At 35.3% G+C, this 13,893-nt stretch carries 14 protein-coding genes and 1 pseudogene; 6 read left to right on the top strand and 9 right to left on the bottom strand.

What is annotated here, in order from left to right; all coding sequences use genetic code 11:
• Positions 1-52: 52 nt before the first annotated feature.
• Positions 53-934: an ABC transporter six-transmembrane domain-containing protein gene (locus LJC66_RS14480; protein ID WP_230932855.1), complete on the bottom strand. Its 882-nt coding sequence runs from the start codon at positions 932-934 to the stop codon at positions 53-55.
• 192 nt (positions 935-1,126) lie between these two features.
• Here LJC66_RS14480 and LJC66_RS14475 point away from each other — a divergent pair, with 192 nt between their 5' ends.
• From LJC66_RS14475 to LJC66_RS14460, 4 genes are all read left to right on the top strand, one after another.
• Positions 1,127-1,945 (top strand): MerR family transcriptional regulator, encoded by an 819-nt coding sequence (locus LJC66_RS14475; protein ID WP_230932854.1) that lies wholly within the window; start codon positions 1,127-1,129, stop codon positions 1,943-1,945.
• Positions 1,946-2,369: 424 nt separating this feature from the next.
• On the top strand, positions 2,370-2,510 hold the full coding sequence (locus tag LJC66_RS14470) for a hypothetical protein (protein ID WP_230932853.1): 141 nt from the start codon (positions 2,370-2,372) through the stop codon (positions 2,508-2,510).
• A gap of 786 nt (positions 2,511-3,296) precedes the next feature.
• Positions 3,297-4,484 (top strand): MFS transporter, encoded by a 1,188-nt coding sequence (locus LJC66_RS14465; RefSeq protein WP_230932852.1) that lies wholly within the window; start codon positions 3,297-3,299, stop codon positions 4,482-4,484.
• Positions 4,485-4,716: 232 nt separating this feature from the next.
• Positions 4,717-5,136: a MarR family winged helix-turn-helix transcriptional regulator gene (locus LJC66_RS14460; RefSeq protein WP_028408085.1), complete on the top strand. Its 420-nt coding sequence runs from the start codon at positions 4,717-4,719 to the stop codon at positions 5,134-5,136.
• 178 nt (positions 5,137-5,314) lie between these two features.
• On the opposite strand, the gene LJC66_RS14455 is transcribed toward LJC66_RS14460, so the two are convergent.
• Positions 5,315-6,193, bottom strand: coding sequence for a LysR family transcriptional regulator (locus LJC66_RS14455; protein ID WP_057241905.1), 879 nt, complete (start codon positions 6,191-6,193; stop codon positions 5,315-5,317).
• A 307-nt stretch (positions 6,194-6,500) separates the two neighbouring features.
• Here LJC66_RS14455 and LJC66_RS14450 point away from each other — a divergent pair, with 307 nt between their 5' ends.
• Both LJC66_RS14450 and LJC66_RS14445 read left to right on the top strand, forming a co-directional pair.
• On the top strand, positions 6,501-6,779 hold the full coding sequence (locus LJC66_RS14450; RefSeq protein ID WP_230932851.1) for an ArsR/SmtB family transcription factor: 279 nt from the start codon (positions 6,501-6,503) through the stop codon (positions 6,777-6,779).
• A 355-nt stretch (positions 6,780-7,134) separates the two neighbouring features.
• Positions 7,135-7,707, top strand: a complete 573-nt coding sequence (locus LJC66_RS14445) for a flavin reductase family protein (RefSeq protein ID WP_025753556.1) — start codon at positions 7,135-7,137, stop codon at positions 7,705-7,707.
• A gap of 439 nt (positions 7,708-8,146) precedes the next feature.
• Here LJC66_RS14445 and LJC66_RS14440 read toward each other — a convergent pair whose 3' ends face one another.
• The 7 genes and pseudogenes from LJC66_RS14440 to LJC66_RS14410 all read right to left on the bottom strand — a co-directional run bounded on the left by LJC66_RS14440 (position 8,147) and on the right by LJC66_RS14410 (position 13,890).
• A complete protein-coding gene (locus tag LJC66_RS14440; protein ID WP_230932850.1) occupies positions 8,147-8,707 on the bottom strand; it encodes a L,D-transpeptidase in 561 nt (186 codons plus the stop codon).
• Positions 8,708-8,931: 224 nt separating this feature from the next.
• Complete coding sequence (locus LJC66_RS14435) at positions 8,932-9,597, bottom strand: restriction endonuclease (protein WP_230932849.1); 666 nt, start codon at positions 9,595-9,597, stop codon at positions 8,932-8,934.
• Positions 9,590-10,543: a DUF3991 and TOPRIM domain-containing protein gene (locus tag LJC66_RS14430; protein ID WP_230932848.1), complete on the bottom strand. Its 954-nt coding sequence runs from the start codon at positions 10,541-10,543 to the stop codon at positions 9,590-9,592. Before LJC66_RS14430 ends, LJC66_RS14435 begins: the two co-directional genes overlap by 8 nt.
• Positions 10,544-10,657: 114 nt before the next feature.
• The gene (locus tag LJC66_RS14425) at positions 10,658-11,680 is read right to left on the bottom strand and encodes a guided entry of tail-anchored proteins factor 1 (RefSeq protein WP_230932847.1); all 1,023 of its coding nucleotides are present in this window, start codon (positions 11,678-11,680) and stop codon (positions 10,658-10,660) included.
• Between the two features lie 425 nt (positions 11,681-12,105).
• Positions 12,106-13,092, bottom strand: a pseudogene (locus tag LJC66_RS14420) (ArdC-like ssDNA-binding domain-containing protein); the annotation flags it as partial.
• Positions 13,085-13,360 (bottom strand): hypothetical protein, encoded by a 276-nt coding sequence (locus tag LJC66_RS14415; RefSeq protein ID WP_043977016.1) that lies wholly within the window; start codon positions 13,358-13,360, stop codon positions 13,085-13,087. The pseudogene LJC66_RS14420 and the gene LJC66_RS14415, both read right to left, overlap by 8 nt.
• Before the next feature lie 50 nt (positions 13,361-13,410).
• Entirely contained in the window at positions 13,411-13,890 is a 480-nt protein-coding gene (locus LJC66_RS14410) for a hypothetical protein (RefSeq protein ID WP_230932846.1), read from the bottom strand.
• Between the last annotated feature and the right edge of the window lie 3 nt (positions 13,891-13,893).

The raw sequence follows: 13,893 nt of genomic DNA, 5'->3' as shown, positions 1-13,893 counted from the left end.
ACTTATATTTATGGGGTAAGGTAACAATAATGGTTGACTACGTTTTTTGATTTTAGGTGTTAACATCTTCAGCAACGCGTTCACCAATATCAAGCACACGCGAGATATTTTGTACAATTTCCGGAAGTCCGACTACCGCCTCTTGGAACATCCAAATATAAGCCAGGACTGCATAAATAGCACCAGCCGTAATACCCTCATCATCTGTAAGTCTAAGGAGTGTGGCTAGAGTTAAGAGAATGACAACAATCTCCATCATCCCCCATGTTTTAGCCTCAGCGTTAGAAATAGCAACACGCCACAAACGTAATCGTGCAAAATGTTTTTGAACAATGGTAAGTGGACGATGAACGACTATATCTGCCTCTTCTTCAATCCGGTTGTTAAGTGCGTGATTCAAACGATAAGAACGTCGACCGAACCAATGGTTTATGATTAGTATTGGAATTAGTGCCAATAAACTTAAGAACCCAATAAACCGGTCATAAAGAAATAACATGATAATAGCGCCTAAAAATCGAATAACCGTTGTTACAACTGCCGGTAGCTCCATTTGAAAGAAATCTACTACCTCCCGAGACAGTGAGACGCGTCCTACAATTCGAGTTCCTTTTACTCCATCAGCACGCTGACGCTCCACCATATCTCCAGCAACATTAGAATAAATCCCAACAAATACTTTTGTATCGTAAACGTGTCTGAACAACCCAACTCCTAGGTGAAGGACCCATAGTAAAGCAAGTGGTATAAGACTAGAAGGATTCCCTTTAAGCAAGCCATCGATTGCAAAACCAGTTGTTGCAGCATAAAGAAGATCACAAACATTCTCAATAATGGTGAGTATATACGTAAGGCTAATTCCTTTACGGTTTTTTGACCATATACCTCGAAGAAGTTGACTCACAGGGGATTTTGTCTTTTTTATCATTTGCATCTTTCCAACTCTTCCTTTTCTTTAATTAAACAAATTTTAATTCTATTTATCACTTTATCTTCACATTCATCATCAATTACTCTTTTCACCTACATAAAAAAAGTAAAGAACTTATCATTGCTGTTTATATCTCCTTTCCAGTACAATGAACATCATAAAGTATATGGTTACCGTATAGTCAAGGAGGATTTTATGAGTGAAGAGTTAGAAAAGTACTTTACTACTGGGCAATTCGCGAATCTCTGTCGTGTAAAAAAGCAAACGCTGTTTCATTATGATGAGATAGGGTTACTTTCACCTAAAATAAAAAAAGAGAATGGATATAGGTACTATTCGTATGATCAATTTGAAGTCTTTCAATTGATTGCCTTATTTAAAGAATTTGGTGTTCCATTAAAAGAGATAAGAATTCTCTTAACAGATAAAAAACCAAGAAATATGATTACACTTTTAAAGGAAAAGTCTTTTGAAATTGAAGAAAAAATTAATAATCTTAATCACTTACAAGCAATTATTCAAACGCGTTTACAGTTAGCAGAACATGCCTTAAAAACCGACTTTTCCTCTATTTCATTGCAGTCTTTAGATGAGGAAAAGTTTATGGTTAGTGAAAATATATTAGGAGAAGCAGAACAAAAATATACTGCAGTTATTCCGGATCTCATTCATTATACTCAACTTCATAAATTAGATAGAGGATATCCCATTGGAGCAATACTTGCGAGAGACCAAATCCAAAAAAAAGAGTTTTACAATTACAAACACTTATATATCAAAATTCCAAAAGGGATAGAAAACGTACATTATCACGTACGTCCCCAAGGACTATATGTTGTTGGATATCAAAAAGGTGATGAAACTGAACATGCTTACAATCGAATTATTCAATTTGTTGAAGAAAAAGGGCTAAAAATAGGCGAATATGCATATGAAGAATACGTGATTGATGAGATAATGGCGGATGGAATTGAGAATTCAATTACAAGAATTCAACTTCAAATTCAGAGCTAATAACAGGTTTTAGTTTATACAGGCAATGAACATCATGGTCACTAAAGGTTTAAAAAGCAAAAACCCCCTATTTTCGTAGGGAGTTTTTCTATAGGTTACTGAGGTTCTAGACTGGAGATACTTCTTAGTATCTTGACTAGTTTTCCCTACTAATTATATATTATGTATTATTTTTTTAAGTTATTTATAAGAATTTTTCATATAAACACTAATATTGTTTTTAAATCATAATATTCTGTCATTTATAATGTAAATTGTAACCGTTTTCAATTATAATGAGAATTGGGTTGGATAGCAAGCGTGTCTGTCATTGTATGTGGCATAGGCGGTGCCAATACAAGATACTTTGTTAGTCTGTATGTATAAGAGATTGCTAGTTAGGAAATAATAAGAAATAAGAGCATGGACAAAGGAGGTAAAACGATTGAGCGAACATAAACAGGGCTTTTCTACATTTATTAAAGAAGAACGATTTGACCTACATTCGTACCTTACTTATCTATTTATTAATGAGTGCCAGGAGAATCCAGTAAATGAGTTAGAAAAGGAACATGTAAATCAATAAATTTTGAACGTTGAAAGGATTACTAATGATGAATGAAAAAAAGTGTAGGTGACTTAATCTTTCTGAATAGAAGGAACAAGTCGCCTATTTGTATTTCGTCTAAACATTCCTGGTTCTTAAAAACGAATCTCTCTACTTCGTATAACTCCCTATTATATCTTCTTACCTTTAGATGAATTATTAAAAAGACGATAGTTAAATATAAATTATAAAATAATTTGTATCTAGTAAGCCCTTATTAAAGTAATTATTAATATAGTTAAATATTAAATTTAAGTTATTTAAAAGAGTAAATATATAAACTACATTATAAAAATAAAGGTTTTACTATTTACTCTAACTGACGACAAATTGTGAGTTTTTCTACAAGATGTGTAATAGTTAACGCTATTTTTAATAAAATACGTTAAATGTTTCTCTTGTTAATAAGAGTAAGTTAACTATATACATGAAGTATTGTACTTATAATGAATATAAAAAAGACCAATATCGTATTGGTCTTTTTTCACAAGATAAACCTACTTGTTCAGATGTCTTTAAGTATTATATGTTTCTCTACTTTATTCATCTAAAATGATAAAGGTATACTTATTTCACTTTCACATTAGTTTCATTCACTCTATTTTTTTCTAATAGAGTTTGCTGTATTCCATGTTTGTTTTCCATTCCCAACCTCATAACATTTTTGTTATATGCGTTATAAAAAATATGCATTTCATTTATAAAAAAGCCTAATGTACCATAGAAGAGGATTAAGTTTCAAGAAATTAACTGGAGGTAATTAGTATGGTCAATCGTAATAAATTGTTTCTATTTGCACTTATACTAGCTGCATTTAACCTTAGGCCGGGTCTAACTTCAGTTAGCCCAGTATTACATGGAATAACGAAGGATCTAGGTATGAGTTCTACTTTAGCTAGTTTGCTCACTTCCATTCCTTTGTTATGTTTTGGTTTTTGTTCGTTATTTGCTGGTCGTTTAGCAAATCGCTATCAACCAGAGAAGATGATTACTTTCGCTATAACTTGCATAGGTATTGCAACATTTATAAGGGCCTTTACAAATTCTTCAATTTACCTGTTAATAACGGCTTTATTAATTGGTGCAGGAATTGGTGTTGTAAGCCCTTTGCTTTCTGGTTTTATTAAAAGTCATTTTCCAGACAAGGCAGCATCGATGATAGGCATATACTCTACTTCAATGGTAGTGGGTGCATCTATTTCTATTGGGCTAACAACACCACTTCAACACTGGTTCAATAATTCATGGAAAAATGGATTAGCATTTTGGAGTATTCTTGCTCTACTCGCTATTCCACTTTGGCTTATGGTAATAAAACAATCCCGTATTCCTGTAAGTAATTTTTCACAAAAGACGAAGGCTTCTTTACCATTAAAAAACAAAAAAGCCTGGCTATTAACTTCTTTTGTAGGGATTGTAACTCTTCTATTTTATTGTTTTGCAGCATGGCTACCAGCCATTGTAGAGGAAAAAGGGTGGACACCAGCATTTGGTGGTCTTGTAGGTACAATTGCTATGATTTCACAGCTACCAGCTACTCTTTTATTACCTAGTCTTTTAAAAGTGCTACCGAGCAGAAGGTTTTGGATTACAACCTTTACCTTAAGTATAATAATTGGTTTATCCCTTTTATGTTTTACAAACGTAACACCTATTGTTTCAAGTATATGTTTAGGAGTTGGTGCCGGTGGTCTTGTGTCGCTAACTTTGTTGTTACCATTAGATATGGCATCTTCCCCTCTAGAAGCAAGTACTTGGTCAGCAATGACTCAAGCAATTGGATATATGATTGGTGCAGTCGGCCCATTTATAATTGGATTTCTGCATGATTATCTAGGAAGTTTTGTTCCGACATTATATCTTCTTATAATTATAGGATTCATTGCCATCTTATTAGGGTGGAAAATCACCAAACCAGCTAAAGGTAAAGCAGAGGGCTTACCTGTGAAATAAAAACCACGAAGTAAATCGTGGTTTTTATTTTAGCTTTTAAAAAAGCTAAACAACTTTCAAAGTATAGAATGATATTACTGTGTGCAGGAGAAGGTTTAGCCACATGAATACATTTGGTCAGATAAATAGTAGCGATTATATAGAATCACACATGGATACCGCCTACTAATAAAGACTTATATTACTCGATTATTAGCTTAAGACATATTTTTCACATTTCTGAGGTGACGTTATGGATTTACATGATTTAACAGGCCATCTTATTCATCGAACAGATGTAAGAGCAATGAATTATTTCAAGAAAAAGCTCAAACCTTATGGCATGACTCCAGTACGATGGAGCATCATTAGTGTTCTAGATTCTCAAAAAGGGATCACCCAAACAGAACTAGCAGAAGCAATTGATAAGAAACAAACAACTATTGTAGAAATGATTTATGCGATGGAGGAAAAAGGACTCTTAAAAAGAATATACAGTAAACGAGATCGTCGCTTACACTATCTATTTCTTACAGAAAAGGGGGAAGAGTTAAAGAAAATTCTTTCACCTTTAGTTGAAGACGCTCACCTCTTCATCACGCGTCAATTAAGTAATGAAGAAAATACTCAACTAAAGACATTGTTAAACAAGGTATATAACGGTATACAATAAGCCGTGTTACTGAATATTCCTTATAAAGAGAAACCTTTTTTATAAGCATTCAATAAATACTCTTCCTAGCCACTACCATTCATAAATAGTAGAAATAAAAAAGACAGCCACTTTTTGAATCAAACAGCTGTCTTTTTTATATGCACTAAATAGCAACACATGTTTATTTAAGTACTATTTAAGCATCTTCTTGAGCAAAAAGGGTACGAGCTGTTTGGATAAAAGCATCTGTCGCTTTGGATATATCTTTCATATCTAGCACTGCTATATTGATATCTCTATACGTATCTGGTTTTAACTCACGAACAACAACTTGGTCTGGCAACCACCAAATATTTTGTTTTGTTGTAATGGTAATTCCTAACCCTTCTTGTATCATACTTAATCCTGTCTCTATATAATCCATCTCAAACCGTACTTTAGGAGTCAAGTTATACTCGTTGAATAGAGCATGAATCTGTACCTCATAACCGCATTTTCCAATTAGTATATCTTCACCTTGTAGGTCAGGAATACTTATTGTTTCTTTCTGAGATAAAGGATGGCTTGAGTGCATAAGTACAATCAGTTGATCTTTAATTAAAGGTAAGGTATCAAAATCTTTATCAGGAGGAATGATAATTCCTACATCAATGCATCTGGAACGTAACCACTCTTTTACTTGATCTACACTACCTTCCGAAAGCTTGATTTCTATACCAGGATACTGACTTTCCATTGCACGTATGATCTTAGGAATAAACCTAGTACAAGCAGTTCGGTAAGCGCCAATGTGTACCTTTCCAATTTCTAACCCCTGTTCAGCCACAATTAATTCATCTACTTTTTGTAATTCACTCAGGATTGTTCTAAAAGTAATTAATATTCTCTCTCCTACATCTGTAAAAGATATTCCATTCTTCTTATCTCTTTTAATTAACTTCGTTCCTAATTCCGATTCAATTGTTGCAACGGTACGACTTACCGCAGGTTGTGTCATATGTAGCTCTTCACCGGCTTTTGTAAAACTTCCTGTTTCTGATATCCGGACAATAAGTTCAATTTGTGATTTGTTCATATCAATTTTGTTATCTCCTATATAATTAATATGCATTTCATTTGTATTAGAATCCAATGTATCATGAAAGAGAATTAAACTTCAAGAAATTAACCGAAGATAATTAGGATTAGCGATTGTAATAAATTATTTTCATTTGTGCTTATAGTACTGTTTTGAGGATTTTATTTTTAAAGTGCAGTTGGCTTTAGCAATACTATATAATCATCCATCAGGAAAATGAGATCTCTATAGTATACTTGCAACCATAATGTTAGCTTGTACTCATATGGGGTATCTAATTCATTCAGAAAAAGGGGTACTAACAATGGAGGATAACTCGAAGTTACAGCAGGCGACAAAAATATATAAAGCACTCGGTGAACCGACCGGATTAAAGATTGCTCGTTTGCTTGCTAATGAAGCAAATTTATGTTGTTCGGATATTGGGACAAAACTTGAATCAATTGCTGGATCAACTTTATCCCATCATTTAAAACAATTAACTGATTGCGGACTTCTGAGTACTTATAAAGAAGGCACATATATATACTACAGCCTAGACCGTGAGTTAATTGGAAAGTATGCTCCATATGTAATGGAGTAATTTCTCTTAGTTCTATATTGCTATACTTAAGGAAATATAGAACTAAGAGGTATGATTTTTCTTGTCTGGATTATGCCTAAATTGCTTGATAGGTATCCTCATCTAAATTCTGAGTATATCCATTACTAGTACTTTAGATAAAAAGGCTAAAGCAAATCATCTATCGTTATTATAAGCGCGTTAAATTCATGTTGTGTCACCTTTATAAAACATTTCTGAAGAAATTGTAAAGGTCACTTTGTCTACGTGCAAAAATCAGCTCTTTACAGCTAATTTTTCAAACGCTCGGTTAATGTATGAACTTAAATCTATATTTCTGGAAATATCGAAATATAAAACAAAAGGAGAATGAATAATGGCAATTAAACCTGTTGATTTAAAGAAAGCATACCGTTTATTACAAGTAGGTCCAACAACCATGATTTCTGCTAAACACGATGGGATAGAAAATGTAATGGCAGCCGCTTGGGTCGGTCTGGTGGGAAATAATAAAGTGATGGCATTTATCGGCAAACAAGCTTTCACACGTGAACTCGTTGAAAAGAGTGGTTATTTTGTAGTACATGTTCCAACTGTTAAACAAATGGAAACTGTCTTGTATGTTGGTGAGCACAGCTCTAAAGAAATAGACAATAAACTTGATAAGATCTCACTATTTTACCAAGAAGAGTTTGATTTACCACTAGTTGAAGGTTCCGCTGGGTGGCTAGTATGCAAGGTTCTTCCAAATTCTGAAAATGAACAAGAACATGATCTTTTCATGGGTGAAATTGTCGGTGCTTGGAGTGATGATCGAGTATTCAACAACGGACATTGGATTTTTGATGATGCTCCCGATGAATTGCGTACAATACACTATGTTGCTGGCGGTCAATTCTATGCTATTGGAAAAGGTACTAAATTTAATCACGGACCTGGTACAGACTAAATAAATCGGTAAAGAAAACTCTCACAGTCCCATTTTGGTTAGATGAAATGGCCAAAGAGGAAATGCTTTTGAGGATGGACTGAGTCTTAAGAACAAGTAAAAATCAGCCTTACAAAAAAAGTGGCCTTTCTCTAACGAGAAAGGCCGCCCATATTGTTTACTTATTTTGTTTGAGAGTTACATTTTCAACTACCACAGCTTTTTCAGAACCTGTAACTGAATTGGAACTTGTTCCTGTCTCCATTGTAAAGGCCAGTATAACAACGGCTGTCAAAGCAAGTCCTCCAACAGCATAAGCAGCGTAACGCTTTAAGCTCTTTACAGTTAATTTTTCAAACGCTCGGTTAATTTGCAAGATGTCAGTAGAGTATAAAAAGTCAGCTTCTTAATTCATGGTTAATGCCTGCATCGTAGAAAAATTGTTAATACTGCTTTTTGATTAATTTTCTTTTAAATGATACCCTTTGAACTCGTAACCGTACACGCTCGTCAACTCTACAAAGCTCTTATAGGAATAAGTGATAGCAACCGGTGTGCCTACTTGGACTTTAGCATAAAGCTTTTCGATGTCTGCATTATGCATTCTCACGCAACCTTGACTCACGTATTTTCCAATGCTGTTTTCATTGTTATTGCCGTGAATGCCGTATGTATCACCATACGTACCGTTTGCATTTAATCCTAACCAACGTTTCCCTAACGGATTGCGAGGATCGCCCCCAGGAATATGTCCTGTATAGTAAGGGCGGTTTTTAATCTTGTTTACCACTTTAAAAAAGCCAACAGGTGTTTTATCCCACGTTTTACCCGTTGCTACTGGATCAACGATTTCAATATAACCATTGTGAAAATACGCAAGCTTATTGTAGTATTTGTTAATGATGATTAAATCCTGATTCGCTGGCTTACTTGCTGCTTCTGTTTTCCCCTGATTTGCTCCACATAATGCGACCATTAATAATGTAAGAACGGTCATTGATTTCATAAAAATGTTCTTCATAAAAACTCTCCTCTTTTTTATATTTTTATAAGAAACAAAAAAAGCACCTTTCAATTAGAAAGATGCTTTATCGTCACAATCATTTATAAATCAAACCCTAATTAATCAACGATTTTGACATGCAGAGAAACGCTCTCTGACGAAATTAACTTTTGTTTTGCATATAACTGCTCATTCGATCCGAATTTCAGCACCTATTAAGAGCAAGAAAAAAACAGACCTTACTACACTGAAGGTCTGCTCTTACTTACTTCTTTATTAATTTTTTCTGTATGACGACAAGAAGGAAAAGAGGAACAGCCAAAAAAGCGAGTGCCATTCCCATCTCGTACGATTAGATCTTGCCCACACTTTGGACATTTACGAGGTTCGGGTGTGATATTTTCAAAGATTTCCCGTGCCTTGAAAACGGGGTTTACTTCATTAATAAACTTTTGAAGATCCGCCCGATCCAATAAGGTCACATCACATGCAGCTGCAAGCTCTTTCGCTTGTTTCGTAAAATAACTATTGGTCACAACCCACGCCTGATTCGCTTTATAATACGCTTTTGCCCCATACACTTCTTGTACAGCTGAAATACTGACCCGATTTTTAATTCCATATCGTTTAGCTTGAATGACAATTCTTTCTTTGCCTTTCATCACTAAATCAGCCCCAAAGTCACCAGACTTCTTGGTTACTTGAGGTTTATATCCTAACTGTTGGAAAAGGGCCTGCAAATAAATTTCAAACTGATAACCATCCATTTTATCAATATAGGGCATACCCGACTGGGCTAACTCTTTCATATACCTCCGTTCACGAAGGACACGGTAAGCAAATTGAGAAAGTTTCACTAAAATCATGATAAGAAAGAGGTAAAATACACCTTGAAACACTTTATCCATTCATTGAAAGCTCCTGTTCAGTTTGTTTATTCCGGAGACGTGATGCTACAGGCTGAATGCTTTTTCCATTCTTCTTTAATTCGTCGTTCCAATCTTTCGCTCCTTTTGGAATATCTGCTCTTATTAAATCAGCATTAACGATTTGGTTCATTTTGTCAATAAATTCTTTTCCCCCTTGGTCATTATCGACAGCTAACACCATTTCTTTGATACCTAAGCCTTCTTTTCGAGCTTCGATATAAGATTGTGCAACCGTTTTAGGCTTTAAACCATTCATACTAATAAGGCGTGTGTTCTGCAATTGGTTTTCTTGTATACTCCAATAAGAAAGTAGATCAATTGGACTTTCAAAAAAATGAATTTTATTTGGGCGACCAACGTCAACTGAAAAGCCTGTATGTGGGTTATCGTTCGGTAAGACTTGTTTAAAGGAACCACGCTTATTACTTATAGAAGCTGTGCCTTGCCGATCCGCCCCAATTACCTTTCCTTTACCTCCATGTTCACGCCATTTAAACACGACATTGTTCCGTTTGTCCTGGGCGATTAAATCTTTTTGAAGAAGCCAGTCAACCAACCGAGAATCTATTTTACGTTCTTTTATGAGATAGTCCTTTATTTTGCTTTGCTCCTTTACTTCTAACTCTTTTGGATAGCGAAAAGGCTCTTTTGATGGTGAAACCGACGGTTGCTCATGCGAATGAGAAAGCTCTTTATAATCACCTTTGTTGATATCTAATACGGCTTGTGGAAACGACATCCCATAATACATTTGAGCGAAACTGATCGCCCCGTATCCTGTTTCATTCCGGCTATTCCATGCGTACATGTTTCCTTTGATGAGTAAACTATCATGTTCCGTATGACGATAGTATTTTCCTTCTTTTACAAAGGTTTCGCCTTTGGCTTCCAGATACGACAACAAATCAATATCTCTTGCTTTCATAACCTCCTCCTCCTTGACATGTTTTCGTTCTCCCACTTAAATCCCTCCTTCACTCCACGATATGAAAAAGGAGAGCTTTTCAGCCCTCCCACTCTGTCTAAACTTTTGCTTTTTTTAACGTTCCATTTCTTGTGTCTGATCCCGTTTTTTTGAAGAAAATGCTCCACTGTTCCGTGCAAAAAATTTTGTAAATCCGTTTTGTGATTTCTCTTCTTTTTTCTGCTTGTCGTGATCCTTTTTCTCTGTGTCCAACGCCTTTTCAAGCTTCGTTAATTTCTCACGTTGAGAATCAGTCAAATTCAGCTCTTTTAATTCCTGCAGCACTTCTTTTTTCAATTTGTACACCTTATCAAAGGAATGCTTTTGTTCAAATTCCTTCATTTTGGCCAAACGCTGTTCTTTCTCTTGAGATGTTTCTTGCTTTTCGACAGGAGCCTTTTCTGCTTTAGCTTCCTTTTTCTCTTCTTTAGAAGAATCTTTTTCATCTGATATGCCTAATTGGGCTAACAAACTTTGTTTAAATAGCTGCTTATACTGTGTTTCTTCACTAGGCTTCTGAATAACTTCTAGTACTTCTTGTTTGTAATTTTCTTGATATTGCTCCTTTTCTTGTGTTTGTTTTCGTGCTTGAAACTGATGAGAAAGTTCATTTTCCATTCCTTTCAATTGGTCAGAAGTAAACTGTTTTTCCTTTAAAGCACTTGATTTCAACATCACATAATCGTTTTCTGCGTTCACCCGGGCTAACATACTATCAATATCTTGAGGCTTTTCTTTTTCATGCGCTTGTAAAAATGTAAGGTAGCTTGTTTTGAGCTGCGTTTCTCGATCTTTCTCTAAAACAGGATTCACATCATGACTTCTCAAAAAATCAACGGTTGCTTCACTTTTATAGGCTTGTTTTTGCCCTTTTTCATCCGTAGAAACAAGTAAAACCTGCGGTTTTTCCTTTCCTAGAGCTGATTGTGTTAAGTAAACAGCACCAGAAGGGATGTCTTGCAGCTGTTTCTCACTGATGTTCGCCCAATCTGCCTCAATTTTTTCATTTTGTGGGTGCTTCATATACTTCTTTAATTCTCGTTTATCGGAAACGATTGTTTTAAATTGGTCATTTGAAAGAGATGTTACTTTTTGCATGATCGATTCCTCCATTTAATTTATATTTGGACATAAAAAAAGAGAGCATGTATGCTCTCTCACCTTTCTAGATCCTGTTCTTCTCTTTTTCGTTTACCTGTACTTGAACGTTTTTGGAGTTGCATTTGACTGCCCACTTCCATACGGTCTTGAAAAGTAAGAGATTGTTCTTGAACTTGACCATGGGTGACCCCCTTTTCATTTCTATTCATCGTTAAGTCAACCTGGTGCTCAAGTTTCACGACTTCTTCCTTTGTCATCCAACCATTTTTAATCGCCTGTGTTTTGGTTGAATAGTAGGTTTCTTCAGCCGTAACACGCTCTAGAATGCTGTCTACATCTTGTACGGATTCTTCTCGTTGCTTTTGTATATAATTTCCATACCCTTCTTTCATCTTGTTATGCACGTTCTCAGAAGAAAGAGGATCTGCTTGCTGCTGTTTTTCATCGTTTTTTTCCGGTGACTGATTTTTTTCTCGTTCTTTTACCAACGTCTCTTCAATTGTTTCAATAAAACCAACGGACGTTTCATGTACTTCTTTTAAAAGCTTGGTTTTATCTTCAAAGCTCTTTCCTTTCGTCCAGTGTGAAAGATAATCGAGGGAATACTCACTCGTATCAATGCCAAAGTAAGAAGAAACGGTATAAGCTGTCATTTCCGCCTGAAATTCTTTTTCGGCAGCTGTATAGTTTAGATATGTGTCTTTGGTGTGAAGTTTCGCATGTGCCAATTCGTGAATCAAAGTTTTTACATTTTGACGTTCAGAGTTACGGGGATTTAACGCAACTTCTTTTGTTAAGGTATAGGAAACTCCTTTTACAGCGCCAAGCTCTTCTTTTGGTTGAATAATAGAAATACCATTCTTTTCAGCAATGGCTTCCATTCCTTTATAAAGTGCCTTGTAGTCCTCCACGTTGCCTTCTAACCAACGATTCGGAAAGATCTTAGGTAAATCACTCGCTTTTGCATTCGTCTGGGAAATCTCAAAAACATGACCGACTGAAAAGTACAGTCGGCCTTGAGTGACTTCTTTTTTTCCCTCTTGAATCAACTTCTTTTCTTGAGGAGTGGCTTTATTAATCGACTTTAATTTCCCATTTTCATCTTTAAATTTGGGAACCGTTTTGTTTGGAACAAGGATCTTAATGCCTTTCTCCCCTTTATTGACAGAGAACCCTTTATCTTTCCAAAACTTAAATGATCCAACTGCTTGAGCACCAAAGAACTGTTCCTGAATAAGAGCTGTGTTGGACATCGAGTATTGATAAAACTTACCCATAAAAGATAAATAGTCTTTTAGTTCTTCGGCAGAATGAAAATGCTGCTCGACTTTATTCTCCATACCTTTCGTTAACTCTTCAACCTCTTTACGCTTATCTTCAACTGATTTTTTCGCATACGCTTTACTCATTTTCATCCTCCTCTTCTTGATAGGAGATCCCCTTAAGCTCTTCTAATTCTTGTTCATACCAAGGTTCCTCTAAATCCACAAAAAGCTTCTGTGTTTTGATATTCATGGGCACCAACATATTCTCTTGATGCACGACATATTGATGAAACTCCTTCGCTTCTTCTGGACTTAAATTCACCTCTACTTCTTTGTCTTGATACTGTACAATGGCATGATCCTCTCCTACAGCTTTAATCGAAGCTAACACTAAATCTTTGTTAAAAAACATAATGATTAATTCCTCCTTTTAGTAGTTAAATCTCTTTTTATATGAAACAATCAATGAGATTGTTGTTTCCCTCTCGATTCTTCCCAATCAATTCGTTTTTGACGCTGATTTGCAATTCGTTTCTCAACTGTTTCCCTCGCTACTCTTGTACTATCCATCTCCTGCATACTGGTGGTCATCAATCCTTTAAATCCATGATGAAAGAAAAGACCGTTCATATATTCAATTAAAATTTGTGTATTTTTATCTGCTGCGTTCGCTCCTAGTTTTGTTTTTGTCATCTCACCTTTTAATGTATGAATCTCTTCCCATAAAGCTTGAAATTCATTTTTTAAAGACTCATGGAGATGATGACTCACTACTTCCGTAATATACTTTAATGACCATTCATTACTCTTAGATGCTTCATGTTCTTTGCAAATTTGTGCAATGGCATCACCCGTGTAGCGCAATCCATGCTCCTCTTTAAATGATTCAATATACGCTTTTGACTCATCTTCAATAGCTAACTTCATTCGTTGCTTCTCCATCGA

The sequence above is a fragment of the Priestia sp. TSO9 genome (assembly GCF_021029645.1).
Classification (GTDB): domain Bacteria; phylum Bacillota; class Bacilli; order Bacillales; family Bacillaceae_H; genus Priestia; species Priestia megaterium_E.
The sequence above is the reverse complement of the archived record's forward strand: the minus strand, read 5'-3'. Positions and strand labels throughout refer to the sequence as shown.